General features: G+C 47.2%; 11 protein-coding genes and 1 pseudogene. 11 read left to right on the top strand and 1 reads right to left on the bottom strand.

Annotated features, from left to right (window positions below; all coding sequences use genetic code 11):
- The first annotated feature begins 7 nt into the window (after positions 1 to 7).
- The 6 genes and pseudogenes from brxC to M0413_RS23045 all read left to right on the top strand — a co-directional run bounded on the left by brxC (position 8) and on the right by M0413_RS23045 (position 16643).
- Positions 8 to 3574, top strand: a complete 3567-nt coding sequence (brxC, locus tag M0413_RS16385) for a BREX system P-loop protein BrxC (RefSeq protein ID WP_249554920.1) — start codon at positions 8 to 10, stop codon at positions 3572 to 3574.
- Positions 3574 to 7143, top strand: a complete 3570-nt coding sequence (gene pglX, locus M0413_RS16390; protein WP_249554922.1) for a BREX-1 system adenine-specific DNA-methyltransferase PglX — start codon at positions 3574 to 3576, stop codon at positions 7141 to 7143. The genes brxC and pglX overlap by 1 nt, the downstream gene beginning before the upstream one ends.
- Complete coding sequence (gene pglZ, locus M0413_RS16395; protein WP_249554924.1) at positions 7136 to 9706, top strand: BREX-1 system phosphatase PglZ type A; 2571 nt, start codon at positions 7136 to 7138, stop codon at positions 9704 to 9706. The genes pglX and pglZ overlap by 8 nt, the downstream gene beginning before the upstream one ends.
- A 34-nt stretch (positions 9707 to 9740) precedes the next feature.
- Complete coding sequence (gene brxL / locus M0413_RS16400; protein ID WP_249554926.1) at positions 9741 to 11792, top strand: BREX system Lon protease-like protein BrxL; 2052 nt, start codon at positions 9741 to 9743, stop codon at positions 11790 to 11792.
- Positions 11793 to 11978: 186 nt separating this feature from the next.
- A pseudogene (locus tag M0413_RS16405) lies at positions 11979 to 13163 on the top strand (IS3 family transposase).
- Positions 13164 to 13433: 270 nt separating this feature from the next.
- Positions 13434 to 16643, top strand: coding sequence for a protein NO VEIN domain-containing protein (locus M0413_RS23045; RefSeq protein WP_249554928.1), 3210 nt, complete (start codon positions 13434 to 13436; stop codon positions 16641 to 16643).
- A gap of 96 nt (positions 16644 to 16739) precedes the next feature.
- On the opposite strand, the gene M0413_RS16415 is transcribed toward M0413_RS23045, so the two are convergent.
- Positions 16740 to 16931, bottom strand: a complete 192-nt coding sequence (locus M0413_RS16415) for a helix-turn-helix transcriptional regulator (protein ID WP_249554930.1) — start codon at positions 16929 to 16931, stop codon at positions 16740 to 16742.
- Positions 16932 to 17061: 130 nt separating this feature from the next.
- On the opposite strand from M0413_RS16415, the gene radC reads away from it, so the two are divergent.
- From radC to M0413_RS16440, 5 genes are all read left to right on the top strand, one after another.
- Positions 17062 to 17541 carry a RadC family protein gene (radC, locus tag M0413_RS16420; RefSeq protein WP_249554932.1) on the top strand — a complete coding sequence of 160 codons (480 nt, stop codon included), beginning with the start codon at positions 17062 to 17064 and terminating at the stop codon, positions 17539 to 17541.
- A 66-nt stretch (positions 17542 to 17607) separates the two neighbouring features.
- A complete protein-coding gene (locus M0413_RS16425) occupies positions 17608 to 17970 on the top strand; it encodes a hypothetical protein (protein ID WP_249554934.1) in 363 nt (120 codons plus the stop codon).
- Positions 17971 to 18051: 81 nt separating this feature from the next.
- Positions 18052 to 18459 carry a DUF2787 domain-containing protein gene (locus M0413_RS16430; RefSeq protein WP_249554936.1) on the top strand — a complete coding sequence of 136 codons (408 nt, stop codon included), beginning with the start codon at positions 18052 to 18054 and terminating at the stop codon, positions 18457 to 18459.
- 108 nt (positions 18460 to 18567) lie between these two features.
- Positions 18568 to 19134 carry a site-specific integrase gene (locus tag M0413_RS16435; protein WP_249554938.1) on the top strand — a complete coding sequence of 189 codons (567 nt, stop codon included), beginning with the start codon at positions 18568 to 18570 and terminating at the stop codon, positions 19132 to 19134.
- Positions 19135 to 19222: 88 nt separating this feature from the next.
- Positions 19223 to 19945, top strand: a complete 723-nt coding sequence (locus M0413_RS16440; protein ID WP_249554940.1) for a lecithin retinol acyltransferase family protein — start codon at positions 19223 to 19225, stop codon at positions 19943 to 19945.
- The last annotated feature ends 85 nt before the right edge of the window (positions 19946 to 20030 follow it).

Genomic DNA, 20030 nt, shown 5'->3' on the forward strand with positions numbered 1-20030 from the left:
AGTAATCATGACAATGGAACATATTTTTGCAAAGCCTGTGGATCGCCCGATTGAAGGGGTTATTAAGGCTGATGATGAAGTGAGCCTGTTTATCGAGTTAGACGAATATGTCATCACTAATGAAGTGGCAAAGCGCCTTGATAAATTTTTGGATGCCTATCTCAACTACAGTGGTGCCAACGGCGTTTGGATCTCAGGTTTCTTCGGTTCAGGTAAATCGCATTTACTGAAAATGTTGGCGTTGCTGTTACAAAACAAACCAATTGAAGATATAACGCCGCTGCAATTGTTTCTCGACAAGCCACCATTTAACGACGGCGGCATGCTAGCCAGCGATTTAAAACGAGCGGTTGCCATTCCCTCTGAAAGCATTCTGTTTAACATCGACCAAAAAGCCGATGTGATTTCCAAAACCGAAATCGACGCGCTAATCGCCGTGTTCGTCAAAGTATTCGATGAACACTGTGGTTACTACGGCAAGCAACCCTACATTGCTCAGTTTGAGCGTGAGCTAGATGCCGACCAACAATTTGATACCTTTATGCAGGTTTTCGAATCCATTTCCGGGATGTCATGGGATAAAGGGCGTCAGCGCGCAAAGCGCATGGCACAGGATATTGATAAAGCCTATAACCAAGTGACAGGTAGCTCAGAATCGAACATTCTGGACAAATACCGCGCCGACTACCGTTTGTCGATTGAAGACTTTGCGGGCCAGGTGAATGATTACATCAACGCGCAGGGTGATTCATTCCGACTGAATTTCTTTGTCGATGAAGTGGGTCAGTATGTTGCTGAAAACATCAAACTGATGACCAACTTGCAAACTGTCGCTGAATCCTTAGCCACCATTTGTAAAGGCCGCGCTTGGATCATTGTTACTGCTCAAGAAGAAATGAACTCGGTGATTGGCGAAGAAGGCGCGCATTCTTCGAATGACTTTTCACGTATTCAAGCTCGTTTCAAAAACAGAATGAAGCTCAACAGCCAAGATGTCGCTGAAGTCATTCAGATGCGGTTATTGGACAAAAAAGATGAGTACATCGCGCAGTTATCGAACCTGTACCATGCACAAGAGAACAATCTTAAAACCCTGTTCGACTTTGCTGATGGTTCAGCAAGTTACCCGATCTACAAAGACCGCGAGCACTTCATTAAAAGCTACCCATTTGTGCCGTATCAGTTCCTGTTATTCCAGGCCTCTATTCAGAATTTATCACGGCATAACGCCTTCGAAGGGAAAAACAGCTCAGTCGGCGAGCGGTCGATGCTCGGGGTATTCCAGCAGGTCGCTATTGGCATCAAAGATCACAAGCTTGGCGATCTCGCGACCTTCGAATTGATGTTTGAAGGGATTAGAACCGCATTAAAAGGTGCCATCCAAGCGTCCATCTTAAAGGCAGAGAAAATCCTGACCAACCCGTTCGCGCTTCGGGTCTTAAAAGCGTTGTTTTTAGTGAAGTATGTCAAAGAGTTTAAGCCAACAATCCGAAACATCTGCATCCTGATGCAGGATAACTTTGACACCTCGTTATCGAAGTTAAAAGCCGATGTAGAAGAAGCTTTGGGCTTGTTGGAGCAACAAACCTATATCCAACGCAATGGCGATTTATACGAATACCTGACCGATGAAGAGCAGGATGTTGAAGCCGAAATTAAAAACACCGATGTCGATACATCTGCGGTAAGCAGTGAGCTTGAAAAACTGATCTACGACGGCATCATCAAAAATCGGAAAATCCGCTGGGACGATAGCGGCCAGGATTATCCGTTTACCCGCAAGCTGGATGATGTCCAGATTGGGCGCGAACAAGAACTGGCAATAAACATTATCACCTCGTTCCATGATCATCGTGATGCGTTAGAAAAGCACAGAACAGACACGCTTTATAGTGATGAACTCAAGGTAGTATTACCCGAAAGTGCGCGGATGATGAGTGATTTGCTGTTGTACTTACAAACGCAAAAATACGTGTCACATGCCAACCGTGCCACCCAGCAAGACTCAGTGAAAAGAATACTGGCAGATAAAGCCGGTCAAAACGGCGAGCGCAATAACCAATTAAAACTGTTGCTGTCGAAGTTAATGGGCCAGGCCACGTATTTTGTCGCGGGTAAGGAAATAGAGCTAGCCGGTGAAGACGGTCAAAGTAAGGTCATCAAAGCTTTTATCGAGCTGGTTAAATATACCTATCCAAACTTAAGAATGCTGCGCGGCCAGCAATATTCCGAAGCCGATGTCAGCAAAATTCTCACGGAAGGCCAACAAGGCTTATTCGGTGACGAGGCCGTGTTGCCAGAATCCTTGCAAGAGATGTTGTCGTTTATTCAAAGCAATAGCCGAGGTGGCATCCATACCACGGTAAAATCGGTGCTGGATAAATTTGAGCGCAAATCATACGGCTGGTCTTATGCTGCAACCTTATGCACGCTTGCGCACTTGTGCGCCCGTGGCAAAGTGGAGGTGCGTGAATCAACCAACTTGCTGGATGAAAATGATTTAGCCAAAGCGCTGAAAAATGCTGCAACACACGGTAACCTCATCCTCGATCCGCAAGTTGAATTTACCCAGTCGCAGATCCGCAAACTCAAAGAATTTTATAACGACTACTTCGATAAAGTCGCCTTAGCCAACGAAGCAAAAGCGTTAGCCAAAGAAACGCAAGAATCTTTTGTCGCGCAAAAAATCGAATTGGTGCGCTTACATGACCAAGCCAGTCGTTATCCATTTTTACGCGCGCTGGCTGAAGTGATTGCAGATTTAACTGAGTTTGAGAAAAAGCCTTATCCATGGTTTGTCACTGAACTCACCCGCGAAGAAGACAAGTGGCTGGATACCTATAAAGACCGCCTGATTGACCCTATCACCAAGTTTATGAAAGGCCCAGGCAGAAAGCATCTAGACGATGCCATGCGGTTTTTAGAAGACCACAAAGCCAACCTGTCTTATGTGCAGGCTGATGAATTAGGTGCGATTCAAAACGCTGTTGTAAACCCCGATATTTATAAAGGGGATGCGGTACAGCAGCTGGTCAGTCATATCAAAAACTTGACCGCTAAAATTGAAGCTGAGCTCCAGCTATTGCATCAAGAAGCCGCAAAAACGGTGGATGCAATCTCCACCAAGCTGCAGCAACTGGATAACTTCGGGCAACTCACTGCAGAGCAGCAGGCGAACATCGAACAGGTGTTTAGTACGGTAAAAGCCAAAATAGCCCAGCAAACATTAATTGCTTTGGTGCGCGACCAAGTGCGGCAATTTGAAGATACCACCTATCCGCAGCTACTGGATAAGGTATTAGCCTGGACGGCGCCAACCCCAACCGAGCCGCAAAAAACAGAGCCATCTAAAACGGAGCCGCCAAAGCCAGGCGCGGGGGCCGCGGCACAACCGGCTGCACCTATCGTGACAGAGCCTGCAGTACCGGCGTATCAAACCGTTGCTATTCGCGACATCAAAGTTGAGTTTAATAAACCGCTGCTCGATAGCGAAGCCGATGTTGACGCTTATATCGACAGCTATAAAGCCAAACTACTGAATATGGTTAAACAAGGTAAGAAGGTGCGGGTGTAATGGATACTTCAAAGCTAAAGAATTTTGCCAAGGAAGCACGCCGCACTTTGTTAGAGCAGGTAAGCAGCAAACTCAGCTTGGTATTACAAAGTGAAAGTAGCGCCCGGCGTGAAGCCCCACAAGCGGTCTACCAATTAGAGCAGGCTTTAAAAACACAGGGCAAAGATACCCTGATTGATAAAGTTGCTTACACCTGGTTTAACCGCTTTTGTGCGCTGCGCTTTATGGACGTCAATGGCTACAACCGGGTAGGTGTAGTGTCACCGGTTGCAGGTCAAGTGCAGCCAGAAATTTTGTCGGAAGCCAAAGCTGGCCACCTCGACGATTCGCTGGTGAATGCACGTGCTGCTGAGCGCGTGTTGGGTTTACTTAATGGCAGCATTAAAAGCCAAGATGGCCAAACCGAAGCTTACCGCAACCTGATTGTCGCGGTCTGTAATAGCTATCACAGCTTGATGCCTTATCTGTTTCAGCATATTGACGATTACACCGAACTGTTGATGCCGGATGACTTGTTGTCCGAAAACTCCATTTTGGCCAAAACCCGCGAAGCCATGACGCCTGAAGCCTGCACCTCGGTAGAAGTGATTGGCTGGTTGTATCAGTTTTATATTTCCGAGAAAAAAGACAAAGTCTTTGCAGACCTGAAAAACAACAAAAAGGTCACCGCTGAAAACATTCCTGCAGCCACGCAGTTATTTACGCCACATTGGATAGTCCGTTATCTGGTGGAAAACTCGCTAGGTAGGTTATGGCTGTTAAATAATCCAAATTCACGCATTGTTGAGAAAATGGATTACTACATTAAACCAGCGCCTGCGGCCGAAGGTGAAGAGCAGCCAGAAACAGATTTTCTAAAAATCAGCAGCCCGGAAGAGCTAAAAATTTGCGACCCAGCGGCTGGCTCTGGCCATATGCTGACCTACGCCTATGATTTGCTGTACGCCATTTATTTAGATGCCGGCTACGACCCGGTCGATATCCCAGAGCTGATTTTAACCAAAAACCTGTATGGTATTGAAATTGACGAGCGCGCCTCCGAGCTGGCTGCTTTTGCCCTGTCGATGAAAGCCATCAAAGGTAACCCGGACGATGATGGCAATAACCGCCGCCGTTTTTTCCGGAATCCAATAAGACCGAATATATGCAAGCTGGACAAAATTATCTTCACCGAAGATGAGCTGGATGAGTACTTTGAATTTGTTGGTAAAGACTTATTTACCGCAGATTTGCGCAAGGCGCTTAAAGACTTTGAGGAGGCAGATAACTTTGGTTCGTTAATTACACCAACTATTGGTGATGTAACTGAGGTACTTAGAACGCTGGAAGCGAAGGATGTATCTGGACAGTTATTTCTAACCGATACTCATCACAAAGTGCTAAAGGTGTTATGGCAGGCAGATTATTTAAGTCAGAAATACAATGTGGTTGTTGCCAACCCACCCTATATGGGTGGGAAGGGTATGAATGCCAGAATTGCAGCATGGCTAAATCAAAACTATACAGAGGTAAAGTCTGATCTTTTCTCCGCTTTTATCGTTCGAAACGCAAAATTAACTACTGTCGGTGGCCAATTGGGCTTTATGACACCATTTGTATGGATGTTTATTTCGTCTTATGAAAAATTGCGAGAGTTTTTAATTGATGAAAAAACTATCACATCATTAATTCAGCTTGAATATTCAGGTTTTGATGGAGCCACAGTGCCCATTTGTGCATTCACAATTGAAAACAAATTTGAGGCAAAATATCGTGGGGGATATATTCGCCTGTCAGATTTTAAAGGATCTGAAAATCAATCACCTAAGACACTGGAAGCTATCAAAAATCCTGATTGCGGTTGGTTTTACCGTTCAAATGCTCATACGTTCAAAAAGTTGCCATCGAGCATCATTGGATACTGGTTTACTAAACAGGCAACTAAAGCTTTTATAGATGGTACTGACTTGGCAGCCGTGAGTAAACCTCTCGTAGGTTTACAGACTAGTGATAATGCGAGGTTTTTAAGGCTTTGGTATGAAGTTCCTTTAGATAATTCTTATTTTACTGCAAAAAACAATATTGAAGCTAAAAAATCTGGTAAGAAATGGTTCCCTCATGTTAAGGGCGGCGGGTATCGCCGTTGGTTTGGATTTAATGAATATTTAATTAATTGGTTGAATGATGGGCTTGAACTGAAGGAGTCCATTAAAACTCGTTTAAAATCGAACACCTTTACAAAAGAAATTAGAAATGAAGAAAAATACTTTCTCCCCAACATTAGCTGGGGGGCAATAACTTCGAACAAGCCAAGCTTTCGAATGAGTGAAGCTGGTACAATATTTAATATTGGTGGGCCGGCTATTTTTCCTAATGAAGAGAAATACTTACTCTGTTCATTTTTAAATTCAAAAATAGCGGAGTTTTATATTAGTTCAATTTGTATGACTCTAAACCTTACGCCTGGAGATGTAGGACGGCTTCCAATTCTTAAGGATTATATTAAAAACTCAGATCCTAATATTGCAAAAGCTTGCATAAACATATCAAAAAATGATTGGGATTATTATGAGTTATCATGGGATTTCCGTGTTTCTCCTTTTCTAAAGCAGGGCTGTTGTGCCCAAAAAATAGAAGATGTTTATACCGAACAACGTTTATTTTGGAAGGAAATGACAGCTGAAATGCTGATGCTGGAAGAAAAGAATAATCGTTTTTTTATTGATGCATATGGTTTACGGGATGAACTAACCCCTGAAGTTCCTATTGAAGAGATAACTCTAACGTGTAACCCAGCCTACCGCTATGGCACCAAAATCAGCGAAGAAGAACGGGAAACCCGACTACGCGCAGATACCATGGCAGAATTTATCTCTTATGCTGTCGGTTGTATGTTCGGCCGCTATTCATTGGATGAGCCGGGATTAATTCTGGCGAACCAAGGTGATCGCTTAGAAGACTATTTAGCGCGTATTCAAACCCCCACGTTCATGCCGGATGACGATAACGTGATCCCGCTGATTGATTTTGACGGCGACTGGTTCGAAGACGATATCACTGAGCGTTTTAAAAAGTTTTTAAAAGTAACGTTTGGCGAAGCAAACTTTGCTGAAAACCTAGCTTTTATTGAAGATGCGCTTGGCAAAGATATACGTAAATACTTGTTAAAAGACTTTTATAAAGACCATGTACAGCGCTATAAAAAACGGCCGATTTACTGGCAGTTTTCTAGCAGTAAAGGCACCTTTAATGCATTGATTTATATGCATCGTTATCGCCCCGATACCTGTAGCTTGGTTTTAGACTACCTGCGTGACTTTAGGGTCAAGCTGGAGGCTCGCAAGCAAAGCTTTGAGCACATCAATATCAGCGCTTCAGCCACTCAAAAAGACAAAACTCAGGCGCTGAAGATGATTGATAAAATCAACAAGGCATTGGATGAAGTGAACGACTACGAGCGTGAAGTGTTATTTCCGCTGGCTGCCGAGCGAATTAGCATTGATTTAGACGATGGCGTTAAACGCAACTACCCACTGTTTGGCAGTGCGCTGAAGAAAATTGCCGGTTTAGAAGGCGATGACAATGACTGAGAATCGCATTCAGCAGGCTTTATTACGGCTATTTGGTCAGAACCGCATTGTGTTTTGGTATGACGACAAGCAAGAGTTCCGCGACGCTTTTAGCTCGCTGGAACTTGCGGGTGTGGAAAAACTAGAACTGGCTAATAACGAGTTTTTACTGAAACACAAAATCTTGCGGGAAGCCCCGAAACAACAGTTTTTACTGTACCGCGAAGGTGCAGAGCCAGCCTATTTAGACAACTGGTTGTTAGACGTGCAACTCGGTAGCGCGGTGTTTCGCACTGACCAAGCAGCTATTTGGTTAAGCGAGCTGAATTTACCGCCCGAGTTCTCAGAGCTGGTCACCCAGCATGCTGGCTTTTTTGATGCAGCAGATGACGCGAAACAGGCAGACCTTCGCAAAGAACGCTTACATGCCATGCTAAAACCGGACGACACCAAATCGCAGGTTCGCATGAAAATGCTGGCGGTGTGTGTTGACCTGACCCAAACCGCAGATGTGAAGCTTGATGTGATCTGTGAAGCGCTGCTGGCGGAGCTGGCTGAAGCAGCGCAACCGCGTTATCTGCGGCTGCAGCAATGCAATCTGCATGGTTTTTTGTGGGAGCAAGTTGAGCGTTTTTATAGCTATGGCACGGCTAATCCATCGGTGAAGGACTTCTCAATTGAGTTGTTTAAATCGGCGTATGTGTTGTCCTTGTTATCGACCAAAGAAAGCGACCATGCCACATTAAACAACGATGCTTTAGTGCTCTTTAAACGCTGGAAAGACAGCCGAAAACACCAACATGTGTTTGAAACCTTGTCGAATGATTATCAGCAGCTGCTTGATATCGAAAGTGATTTAAACAATCGCGATTTAAAAGATGTAATTGAGCTGGATTACTACCAGTTAATTGATAAAAAAATCATTGTTGAGCTGGTCAAAGCGGTTGATCAACGAACCCTTTCCGAAGGGGAAGTGACCCTGTATTGCCGTCAGCGTCGGCAAAGCCATTGGTACTCGCACTTTCAACATCTGTATGCGGCCATTGATATGGCCAGTCAGTTTTTTACCAAGGTCGATCTGCTGCAGTTAAACCTGGCCAGTGCCTCTGATGCTGTGCATGGTTATGTGCGGCACTGGTTTAAAATAGACCAGCTGTATCGCAAGTTTGTGTATCACCTGAACGCTTCCGGCCAGATGACATTGTTAAGCAAACTCACCGATAAGATTGAGAACTTATATACCAACCGCTACCTGACACCGCTGGCCACCCAGTGGCAAGGACAAGTGGATGCGATGACGCAGTGGGCTGTGAGTGATGTGACACCACAAAAGCAGTTTTATAGCCGCTGGGTGAAACCTTATCGTAATAAAAACACCAAAATCTGTGTGATTATTTCGGATGCATTCCGCTATGAGGCGGGCGAAGAGATGGTCAGCCGTATTCGGCAAACCGACCGTTATCAAGCCTCACTCGATCATATGCTATCAGCGCTACCAAGCTATACCCAGCTGGGGATGGCGTCGTTGTTGCCCTCGTTTATTGAACAGAATAACAGCCAATTATCACTGGCAATCGCTGACAGTAAAGATGGGATTGTGGTGCAAGAAGGGGCTTCCACACAGGGCACGGCCAACAGAGACAAACTGCTGAAACAAGCCATCGGTGACAATGCCTGTGCGTTAAAGGCGCAGCAAGTGTTAGAAATGACTCAAACCGAAGGCCGCGAGTTATTTAAAAACCATGACGTGATTTACATCTATCACAACCGGATTGACCATGCTGGCGATAAGATGCAATCCGAAGGTGAGGCCTTTGAAGCCACTGAACGCACGTTCGATGACTTGATGACCTTGGTGAAAAAGCTTGCCGGGTATAATGCGTCGAATGTGTTAATCACCGCAGACCATGGGTTTATTTACCAAAACCGGGCACTTGAAGACAGTGATTTCGTCTCGACTGAGGTGCAGGGTGATGTGCTGTATCGGGACCGGCGTTTTATCTTGGGCAAGAGCTTGGCGGGAACCGGTGCGGTGAAAGTTTTTTCTGCAGCACAGCTTGGTCTGACTGGCGATGTGCATGCCGCCATCCCCAAAGGCATTCAACGCTTGCGTTTAAGCGGTTCTGGTAGCCGCTTTGTGCATGGTGGCGCTACTTTGCAAGAGGTGATTGTTCCGGTTATTTCCATTAACAAGAAACGCCAAAGCGACACTGCGATCGTTGAAGTGGATTTATTGCGTGGTGGTACTAATGTCATTACGGCAGGTCAGTTGTCGGTGACGCTTTACCAAACAGAACCTGTCACAGATAAATTAAGACCGCGTGTGCTCAGAGCTGGGATTTACACCCAAGCAGGGCTGCTGATTTCCGATGTGCACCAAGTCACCATGGATTTAACGGCAGAAAATGCCCGGGAGCGGGAATTAAAACTGCGCTTTGTGTTAACCCAAGATGCTGATAGCGCCAATAATCAAGAAGTAACGCTGAAGCTGGAAGAGCCAGTGGAAGATACCAACCAGTTTAAAGAGTACCGACAACTTAAATACACAATTCGCCGCTCGTTTACGTCGGATTTTGATTTTTAACGGCATAAACAATAAGCGGTTATAAGGTGGCGCAATGACAGATTTAGATAAAAAAATTTGCGACGTTTTTCCAGGTTTGGTGGTACGCAAAGATTTAGTAAAAGCAGTGAAAGGCAATGCCATCGTCCCTTCGTATGTGCTGGAGTATTTGCTTGGCCAGTACTGTGCAACCAATGATGAGGACAGTATTCAAAGCGGGATAGCGACCGTCAAAGAAATTTTGGCTAAACACTATGTGCATCGCAACGAAGCGGGTTTAATTCGTTCGATGATCCGTGAAAAAGGCCGCTTTAAAATCATCGATAAAATCAGTGTGTCGCTGAACGATAAAAAAGACTGTTACGAAGCCGAGTTTGCCAATTTGGGCATAAAAAAAGTACTGATCGATTCCGGGACTGTGAAGCAGCATCCTAAAGTGCTGGTTGGCGGGGTTTGGGTGATTGCCGATATCGAATATGAGCATATTGAAGATAAAGACGCAGTACCTTGGATATTGGCCAGTTTAAAGCCTATTCAAATGTCCCATTTTGACTACGAGTCTTACCTGGCAGCTCGTCAGCAGTTCACTTTAGAGGAGTGGATTGATGTATTGATCCAAAGTGTCGGTTTTAACCCGGAATACTTTGGCGAACGCAATAAACTGACGCAGCTAATCCGACTGATCCCCTTTTGCGAGCGAAATTACAACCTGATTGAGCTTGGCCCCAAGGGAACGGGTAAATCGCATATCTATTCTGAGTTTTCGCCGCATGGCATTCTCATTTCCGGTGGTGAAGTCACGGTTCCTAAGTTATTCGTCAGTAATACCACGGGTAAGATCGGCTTAGTGGGGTATTGGGATACGGTGGCCTTTGACGAGTTTGCGGGTAAGCAAAAACGCGTCGATAAAGCGCTTGTCGACATCATGAAAAACTATATGGCGAACAAGTCGTTCTCTCGTGGTGTTGAAACGCTGGGTGCTGATGCGTCGATGGTATTTGTGGGTAACACTGAGCATAGCGTGCCTTATATGCTCAAACACACCGACTTATTTGATGCCTTACCCGAGAAGTTCTATGACTCGGCGTTCTTGGACCGCTTGCATTTTTATATTCCGGGTTGGGAAATCGATATTATTCGCGGTGAGATGTTTTCCAGTGGCTATGGTTTTGTGGTCGACTACCTTGCCGAAATACTTCGCCACCTTCGTAACCAAGATTATTCGGATCAATACAAACAATTTTTTACCTTATCCACCGACATTTCTACCCGCGATCGCGATGGTATCAATAAGACCTTTTCGGGCCTGATGAAAATACTGTTCCCGCATGGTGGGGCCAGTGAGGCAGAAGTTGAAAAGGTACTCAAGTTTGCGCTGGAAGGCCGTAAGCGCGTCAAAGACCAGTTGATGCGGATGGACACGACTTATGCTGCCGTGGATTTCAGTTACAAAGACAAGCATGGCAATAAAATTGGTGTCAAAACCTTAGAAGAGCTGCAGTACCCAAGATACTTCAGTCAGACCGTCGAAACCGAAGACGGTGCACTGCCAGAAGTGCAGAGCTCGGAATCAATGTCTGTTCCGTTTGCTGCAGTTTCAACGGTAGTGAAAGAAGAATTAAAAGAAAAGCATTTGGTGGTGATTGAAAACCAACGGGGTGTCAGCTTTGACAGCTTTTTTGGCCCATATCTTCGCGGTGCTAAAAACATCACGATTACCGACCCCTATATTCGACTCTTCTACCAAGCTCGAAACCTGATGGAATTGCTTGAAACTATTGTTCGGTTAAAAGCCGATGAGGATGAAGTTGATGTAAGTCTGATCACCGTTGCTGATGAGTTTAAAAGCGAACAACAACGTGAATGGTTTAACCAAATTCAAGGTTCAATGCTCGCAGTGGGCATAAAATTCGCCTATTCCTTTGATAATTCTGGAAGCCAGCATGCCAGACATATTGTGTCTGATACTGGCTGGAAGATATCACTGGATAGAGGGCTAGATATCTTCCAACAATATGACATGAACGATGCATTTCAATTGGCAAATAGATTGCAATCACAACGGCCTTGTAAGGCGTTTGAGGTGACGTTTATCCGGATAAGTTGACTTTGTGGTTTAAAGTTGTAGCTGTGTTAGGGAATGTTTTTTCAAATTTGCAAAGTAGTACTCTTGGGGAGGTGCGAACATGTCCTCGCAAAGGTCTGGCTATGATAGCGATTGTAGTGGCACACTGAATTTGGCCACCTAATTAGAGCTGTTATGATTACAGCCATAGCAGCATTAGGTGGCGACATGACAAAGAAAAAAGGTCCGAATTTTAGCCCTGAGTTCCGGTTGGAAACGGCTCAGTTAGTGCTTGACCAAGGCTACTCCCAAAAAGAGGCTGCTCAGGCCATGGGCGTGGGGTATTCCACCATTGGCAAATGGGTAAATCAACTTCGCGAAGAACGGTCAGGCAAGTCCCCAAGGCTATGCCCATGACTCCTGAGCAGATTGAAATCCGTGAACTGAAGAAGCGCATAGAACGGCTTGAATTAGAAAAGGAAGTTCTAAAAAAGGCTACCGCTCTGTTGATGTCGGACTCCATGAACAATTCTCTCTGATAGATAAACTCAACAAGAGCCATCGGGGAAAGTGCCCGGTTGCCTGGCTGCGGTGTTTAAAGTCCAGCGCAACAGCTACAGGTATTGGTTAAGCCGGGAGCCGCAGATATGCCCAGAGACGGTGTATTTGCACAGTGCAATCCGACAAATCTACCGAGAGAGCAATGGCTCTGCTGGGGCAAGAGCCTTAGCCGACATCGCGACCGCCCGGGGTTTTGCATTAGGCCGTTACCGTGCGGGTCGGTTAATGAAAAAGCTGGAATTGGTCAGTTGCCAACAACCGAAGCATGCTTATAAGAAAGCCAATCAAGAACATGTAGAAATTCCCAATCGGCTGGACCGCCAATTTGACGTGGTTGCGCCCAATCAGGTGTGGTGCGGCGATGTGACGTATGTTTGGACAGGCACTCGCTGGGTTTATTTGGTCATGGTACTGGATTTATTTGCCCGCAAACCAGTGGGTTGGGCGCTGTCGCACTCACCGGACGGTGAGTTGACCAAGCATGCCTTGAGTATGACATTTGAGCAACGTGGCAGACCTATAGGCGTGTTGTTCCACAGTGACCACGGCAGTCACTACACCAGCCGAAGTTTCCGACAATTGCAGTGGCGTTACCAGATAACCCAGAGCCTGAGTCGCAGAGGAAATTGCTGGGATAACAGCCATATGGAGCGATTTTTCAGACGTTTGAAAACGAAATGGATACCGGAAATCGGCTATCGAAATTTTACCGAGGCCAAGCTGGCAATCACCCAATATATCCTAGTGTATTACAGTAAAGTCAGACCGCATCACTACAACGGTGGTTTGGGCCCAAATGAGTCAGAGAGAAGATACTGGCTTAACTATAAACCCGTGGCCAATTTTACTTGACCACTGCAAACCCAGAAGGACGAACTGCAGATACAAACATTGCAAACTCCTAAGCCCACAATGAAGTGTTACAGAATCTAGTCAAAGAAACGTTCCCCACATAAATAGCCTGAATTTCTTCCTTTGTGTTAGCTCGTCAAATCATCAATTTTCCATACGTAACATAGTTGGTAATAGACTATTTTCCATATTAAAATATCTGCAACGCAACAATTCTGGCAAACATGGCATCTCTGCAGATGTTGTGCAGCCTTATTCAGGGAAAGAACGGTGGCATCGAATTACCAGGCAATTTGCGAAGAAAACAGAGAAAACTACGGAAAAAAAGGCGCTCAGAAGTCCGGTAAGCTGGCGGCTGAGCTGTACGACGACCGCACGCACTTCATCTTCGAGCTTTTGCAAAACGCCGAGGATGCACTCGGACGACGTGGCGAATGGCACGGTTCGCGCAAAGTTTCGTTCACTCTCAATCCTAACCACTTGACCCTCTCGCATTTCGGCAAGCCGTTTGACGAAGCCGATGTCCGAAGTGTCTGCGAGATATCTGAGAGTACCAAAAACGAGTCCTCCATCGGTCGTTTTGGGCTCGGCTTTAAATCAGTCTACACAGTTACTGATCTTCCAGAAATACACTCTGGCGATGAGGACTTCGCCATTGAGAACTTCGTCTACCCAAAGAGCTTGGAGCGTTTGCCACGCGCAGCAGACGAGACGTTGATCATCTTGCCTCTAAGACCAGAAGATGCAAACGCTGCCCATGACATCACTACAGGTTTTCGCCAATTGGGCCCCAGATCGCTGCTGTTCCTGCGTCACATTGAGGAAATCAGCTGGTACGTTGAAGCCGACTCGTCCGGATTTTATCGACGTCACATCCCCGAACAGCTCGGCCCCAATGTCCAACGCATTAAGGTAGTCGGCAAAGAGGTCGATGAACCAGAAGTCGATCAAAACTGGCTGGTATTCCATCGCGATGTAGTTTCCGAAAAGGGCCACAGAGTAGGACGAGTGGAAATAGCATTCTTGCTGCAGGCAGTGAACGACTCCCCCGGCCACTGGAGTGTACAGCCTCTGGCTAAATCACCACTAGTAGTGTTCTTTCCTACGGTGGTAGAGAGCCATCTTGGCTTTCTGGTGCAGGGGCCATACAAAACCACGCCAAGCCGCGACAACATTCCTCCCGGTGAGCCATGGAACCAGTATTTGGTTAAGGAAACCTCCTGTCTTCTGATAGAAGCTATGTGTTGGATGCGCGACAACGCAATGCTGGATATTGCGGCGATGCGCTGCTTACCAGTTAACCGCGAGAAATTTCCCAAAGATTCGCGATTTGCACCAATGTTTGACGCCGTCCGACAAGCATTTCTAAACCAAGAACTCCTTCCAACGTTCACCGGAGAGCATGTCACCGCACTTCAAGCCAAGTTAGCGCGAACGCAGGAGCTACGTGAGCTTTTTAGCCCTGAACAGATTGCAACGCTATTTGATATCGAAGTAAGTCATTGGTTATCTGGAGAAATCACAAAGGATAGGGCGCCAGAGATTCACGATTATTTGACGGGTGAACTCGACATTGAGGAAATCACACCGATAAAGCTGGTGCGGAAACTAACCAAGACGTTTCTTGAAGCGCAGACAGATGCGTGGGTGTTAAGCTTATATGAATACCTTAGCGGCCAGCAAAGAACTCTACGTAACTATCTGGGTACAATTCCACTCATCCGTCTCGATGAAGGAACGCACGTCGTCGCACATGAGAACGGGAAAGCAAAGGCATTCCTTCCCAGCACCATTTCCACCAGTTTCCCAACAATGCGCCGTGCAGTCTGTAATACACCAGCAGCGCGCGATTTTCTTGTTTCGCTGGGCATTACCGAACCGGACCCTGTAGATGACGTTATCTGGAACGTTTTGCCAAAGTACCGAGAACAAGATTTGGATGTGAACGTGGATGCCTACGCTGCTGATATCGAACGCATTCTGACAGCATTCAACACCGACTCATCAGTACGAAAGGAGAAGCTTCGGTCTGCTCTGCGCGATACCGACTTCGTTATGGTAGTAGATACTGGCACAGGGCAAAGCTACCGAGCCAAACCTGGAGAGACTTACATATCCACCGACCGTCTGCAGCAACTGTTTGCAGGTGTATCCGACGTCTGGCTCGTTGACAACAACTATGACTGCCTGCGAGGTGAAGGCATACGTGAGCTCTTGATCTCATGTGGTGCCAGCCGCTACTTACTTCCTCAGGAAACAGCGTCGCGTCTTGATCAATCCCAGAAAGAACAGATTCGCAGAGAAGCTGGCCTTGAGCGTGCCAGCTGGCAAAGTCCACCGCAGGACTTTACCCTCCGTGGGCTGACCCAATTACTGGAACTTTTAACCTCATTGAAACCAGAGGAGGCTGTTGCACGAGTAAGGGTACTCTGGGAAGCATTAACCGATTTGGAAGCTCGTGGGACCACTGCCTTCTATGGCACCTACAAATGGGGCTTCTATCAAGAGTCAAAGACCGGCCGATTCGATGCAGCCTTCGTGCAAATACTCAACCAAGCAAGCTGGGTGCCGAATGCTAACGGCGAACTCGTACCTCCCGGGCTCGTCGTGTTCGACACCCTCGGCTGGAAGCCAAACCCGTTCCTACAGAGCAAAATCATCTTCAAACCTCCGATCATCGATCAACTTGCAAAAGAAGTTGGTATCGATCCTGCCATTCTTGACCTACTGAGAAGCAACCCCGCTCTCGTTGCTGAACTAACTTCACGACTGCACACCAATCCAAACCCAAGTCCAGTGCCTGAAACGGAGGCTGGTAAGCCATCCAATGGAGACATATACGACGATGAGAGCGAGCAGCCCCGCAATGACGCCATGGGAGCAGGTGTGAGAGCTGGTGGCCACGGGCATACAGCTACTTCACAGAGTGGCGTGAGAGATAATAGTGGTGGCCACGGCGGCTCTAGCAGGCACAACTCAAACGGTTACAAAAGCGGTGGTAACGGCAGCGAACCCGGAAAGAGAACTCCCGGTCACGCAGGTGGACGACCATTCATATCCTACGTCGGTGCACACCCTGATGATAGTCACGATAATGATGGCGTCGACCAAGAAACAAGGATGAAAATTGAAGCGAAGGCAATTGACCTTATTATAAGGCAGGAGCCAACACTTAATCGCACTCCTGAAGGCAACCCGGGGTTCGATCTGTTCGAAACTGATAGTAATGGCGAGCTGTTGCGATGGATCGAAGTGAAAGCAATGACGGGTACTTTAGAAGACCGCCCTGTCGGCCTTTCACACACTCAATTCAACTATGCCCGCGAAAAGGGCGATTCGTACTGGCTATATGTAGTTGAACGCGCAACCGATCCGGTTCATGCCCGAGTGCTCAGAATTAAGAATCCTGCAGCCAAAGCTCAAACATTTACGTTCGATCATGGGTGGCGTGAGATAGCTAGCGATGAAATGCTCAATTGAGGCTTATGGTATTTGGGCTATCAGCCATGACAATACCCCAAGACTTTACGCCAACTAATACTGACCAATAGGGAGCATGTAAGCTCCCTATTTTGTTTACAATGCCACACCATCCCTTTCTCCTATCCGTGCGGCAATCCAGGCTTGCACTTCTTCTTCCACCCAAGCCACTAGGCGAGGACCGAGTTTCACAGATTTGGGGAAACGGCCTTCGGTCATGTAGTTGTAGATGGAGGAACGGCCAAGGCCAGTTAGTTCAGATACCTTTTTGAGTCGAATCAGCTTCATGATGAGTTCCTTGGTTATTGTCTCATCACATATGCGCTTCCAGTAATTTTTAACTTTTCCCGATTTCCAAATCTTTTCAGATATATATCACCTCTGTGCATATACCGATTTAGCAACCTTTGGAGGCGCTATGCACAAAGTGATCACTCTACCCAGCAATAGCTGGTCACAAACCTCATCGCAAATCTTAGAAACCGCAGCAGGTATCGTCGCAGAGCGCTTTGTGCGAGGCGATGCCTTTTGTAACCCGCAAGCAACTATGGATTTTCTGCGATTTAAGCTCCACCAGCATCAACGTGAAGTGTTTGCGGTAATGATGCTCGACAGTCAGCACCGACTGATTGAATTCAATGAGATGTTCTTCGGCACAATTGACAGTGCAAGTGTTTATCCGCGAGAAGTGGTTAAAGCCGTGTTGCTATGTAATGCCGCAGCGGTGATCTTCGCCCACAACCATCCTTCCGGATGCGCCGAACCGTCAAGCGCAGATAGGCGGATCACCGAACGCCTTATTGCGGCGCTGGCCACCATCGATGTACCTGTTTTGGATCACATCGTTGTCGCCGATACCTGTGTGTCCTTCGCCGAGCGCGGCTGGCTTTCTAATTAACGGTTCTTATTAATAGCAGCATAAAGGGCTCCCCGAGTGGGAGCCCTTTATGCGTGGGAGTTCATCATGATTGAATTTACCGATAGTTTTTCTCAGGCGGCGGTTGCGGAGGCCTGCTCAGCCAGCCCTGCCTTGCTTGAGCGTATCTGCTTGGAATTAACCCTGCCGATATTTGTCCGCCCAAGGAATGAAGATGGCGATATCTGTGGACCAGCACAAATCATTCCGCCCGACCGATTACGTAAAACGCAACTGTTTGTCAGTCATCGCGACATGGTGAATAACCAGCCCAAAGAGATTGGCTTTTGTCATCTGGTCCAAGATTGCGATGAATACGGCGTGCCCTATGGCGAGTGGCGTAAGCTCATCAACGGCTGCTACTACAATCACGGTGACAATGCCCATCCACAGTGGAGCAGTCACACCTAACGATTTCCCCCTGTCGTTACCCACAACCTACCCTGCCTGCAACGCCCGTCGTTAGCGGGCTTTTTGTTTTTGGAGTCCACCATGAAAATAGACCGCGAAACCATCCTGCCACTGCCAGAGCACTTTTATGAAGTGTTAGAACGGCAACTGGCCGCACTCAATAACCCGAGTCTCAACATCGTCACCCTAAACTACCGCGATCCCGACTACAGTGCACAGAGAGGTGGTTATCATCCAGTGGAGATCAACCTCTACCGCCAGGGGGATTGCTGGTATCTCAATTACTTCACCGACTTTACTTACTGCGGCGGGCCCTTCCCTGAGCTTGAGAAAGAAATGGAAGTGCTGTTTCAACAGAAGCAGGTCTACAACAGCTTCTTTGGCCGTTGCTACCTCGAGCACGCCGACAGCCTGGTACGGCTGCTGCTGGAGAACTTTTGCAACTACGTCGAGATGGAGGTGTACCAGGTTCAGGTCAGCGCCGACTGAACTTGGTGCCCACAAAGGTATTTTGGGCACCAAGCAATGCAGGCCCGATGCGGGTTTGCGATGTGCTGGTGCCCACATTCATCACATAGCTAATTGAGGGAACCCAGCATGAACGAAGTCGAGGCGGTCAAGAACCGCGACACCATCAAGCTTATCAGTTACCTGCTCGAACGTCACTTTGGTCAGCAGATGGCCGATGTCTGGAATATCGGCCTTAACCTGGCCCTTAGGATCTCTGACTTACTGGCCATCAAGTTCAGCGATATCGACGGCGACCGCTTAAATATCATTGAGCAGAAGACCGGTAAACGCGCCAGCATCAAACTCAACCCTAAGACGTTGGCATTGATTGAGACTATTCACCAGCGTCACCCTGAACATATCTACCTGTTCCAATCCCACCGCTCGAGCCAAGCCAAAGACCGGCAGGCCCCCGCGAAACCACTGACACGGCGTGCAGTCGCCAAAGCGTTTGCCTTTGTCGGTGACGATATCAAGTTAGCCCTGGGCACCCACTCGATGCGTAAAACCCGCGGCTATCACCTGTATCAAGCCTGCAAAGACATTGGCCGGGTGATGCGCATGCTGCGGCATCAATCGGAAGCGGTCACCCTGCGTTATATCGGCATTACTCAGCAGCAAGTCGATAAGGACTTTGTCGAGCTGGAAATCTGAGTCAATCAGCACGTCCATTTCACCCGATGCAACCCATTAGCAGATGCGTCCTAAGGTTATCTGCGTTATTTTACTTGGAGTCCATACCATGTATACATTTCAACCCGGAGATCATCTGGTCACCAATATCGATCCGCTTGGCTTAACCGAACACCATGGCCTGTATGTGGGTCATGGCAATGTGATCCACTTATCTAAACAGGGCATCATTGAAGAAATCGATCTGCAGCAATTTGCTGGTGGCCATAGCGTTAGAGTGAAAAAGTCCACGCAGTTTCCCCATCAGGCCATTGAACTTGCACGCAGTCAGCTGGGTCACAGTCCATACGGCGTAGCTACCAATAATTGCGAGCACTTCGTTAATGAATGCTTAGCGGGAACCAGTACCTCCAGCCAAGTGAGTAATCTCACTCACGTTGCGCTGCAAGGCTCTGCCAGAGCAGGCTTACTGGGAAGTACTGCGTCAAAGCTGGCCACGGGGACTGTCGCAAACGTCGTGTTAGCCTCTACCGCCATCAAAATGACTGGTGAATACCTAGGGCTACCCGATAACGTTAACACGCTGCTAGGCACGCCTGGAGATCTTGTCGCTAAGCCTGCAGAATGCTTACTAAAAGGCACCAGCCAAACTCTAGGTGAAAGTTATGCTTGCTTACGCCAAGGAGAGATTACCGATGCGGGGATCAAACTCGTCACCGGCAGTGTAGAAACTGGCTTAAACACCGTGTTGACGACAGCAGAAGTGGGCATCAATGGCGTAAAAGCCGGTGCTGGGCTGATAGCCGATGCATGGCATTGGTTAAGATCATGATGTTTCACCTGCAATATTGAGAGTACTCAGTCAGCCATTAGCCAAACCTATAAACGAAGCGGCATGCCGCCGCTATCGTTTTTAT

The organism is Shewanella sp. 8A (genome assembly GCF_023475945.1).
GTDB classification, from domain to species: domain Bacteria; phylum Pseudomonadota; class Gammaproteobacteria; order Enterobacterales; family Shewanellaceae; genus Shewanella; species Shewanella xiamenensis.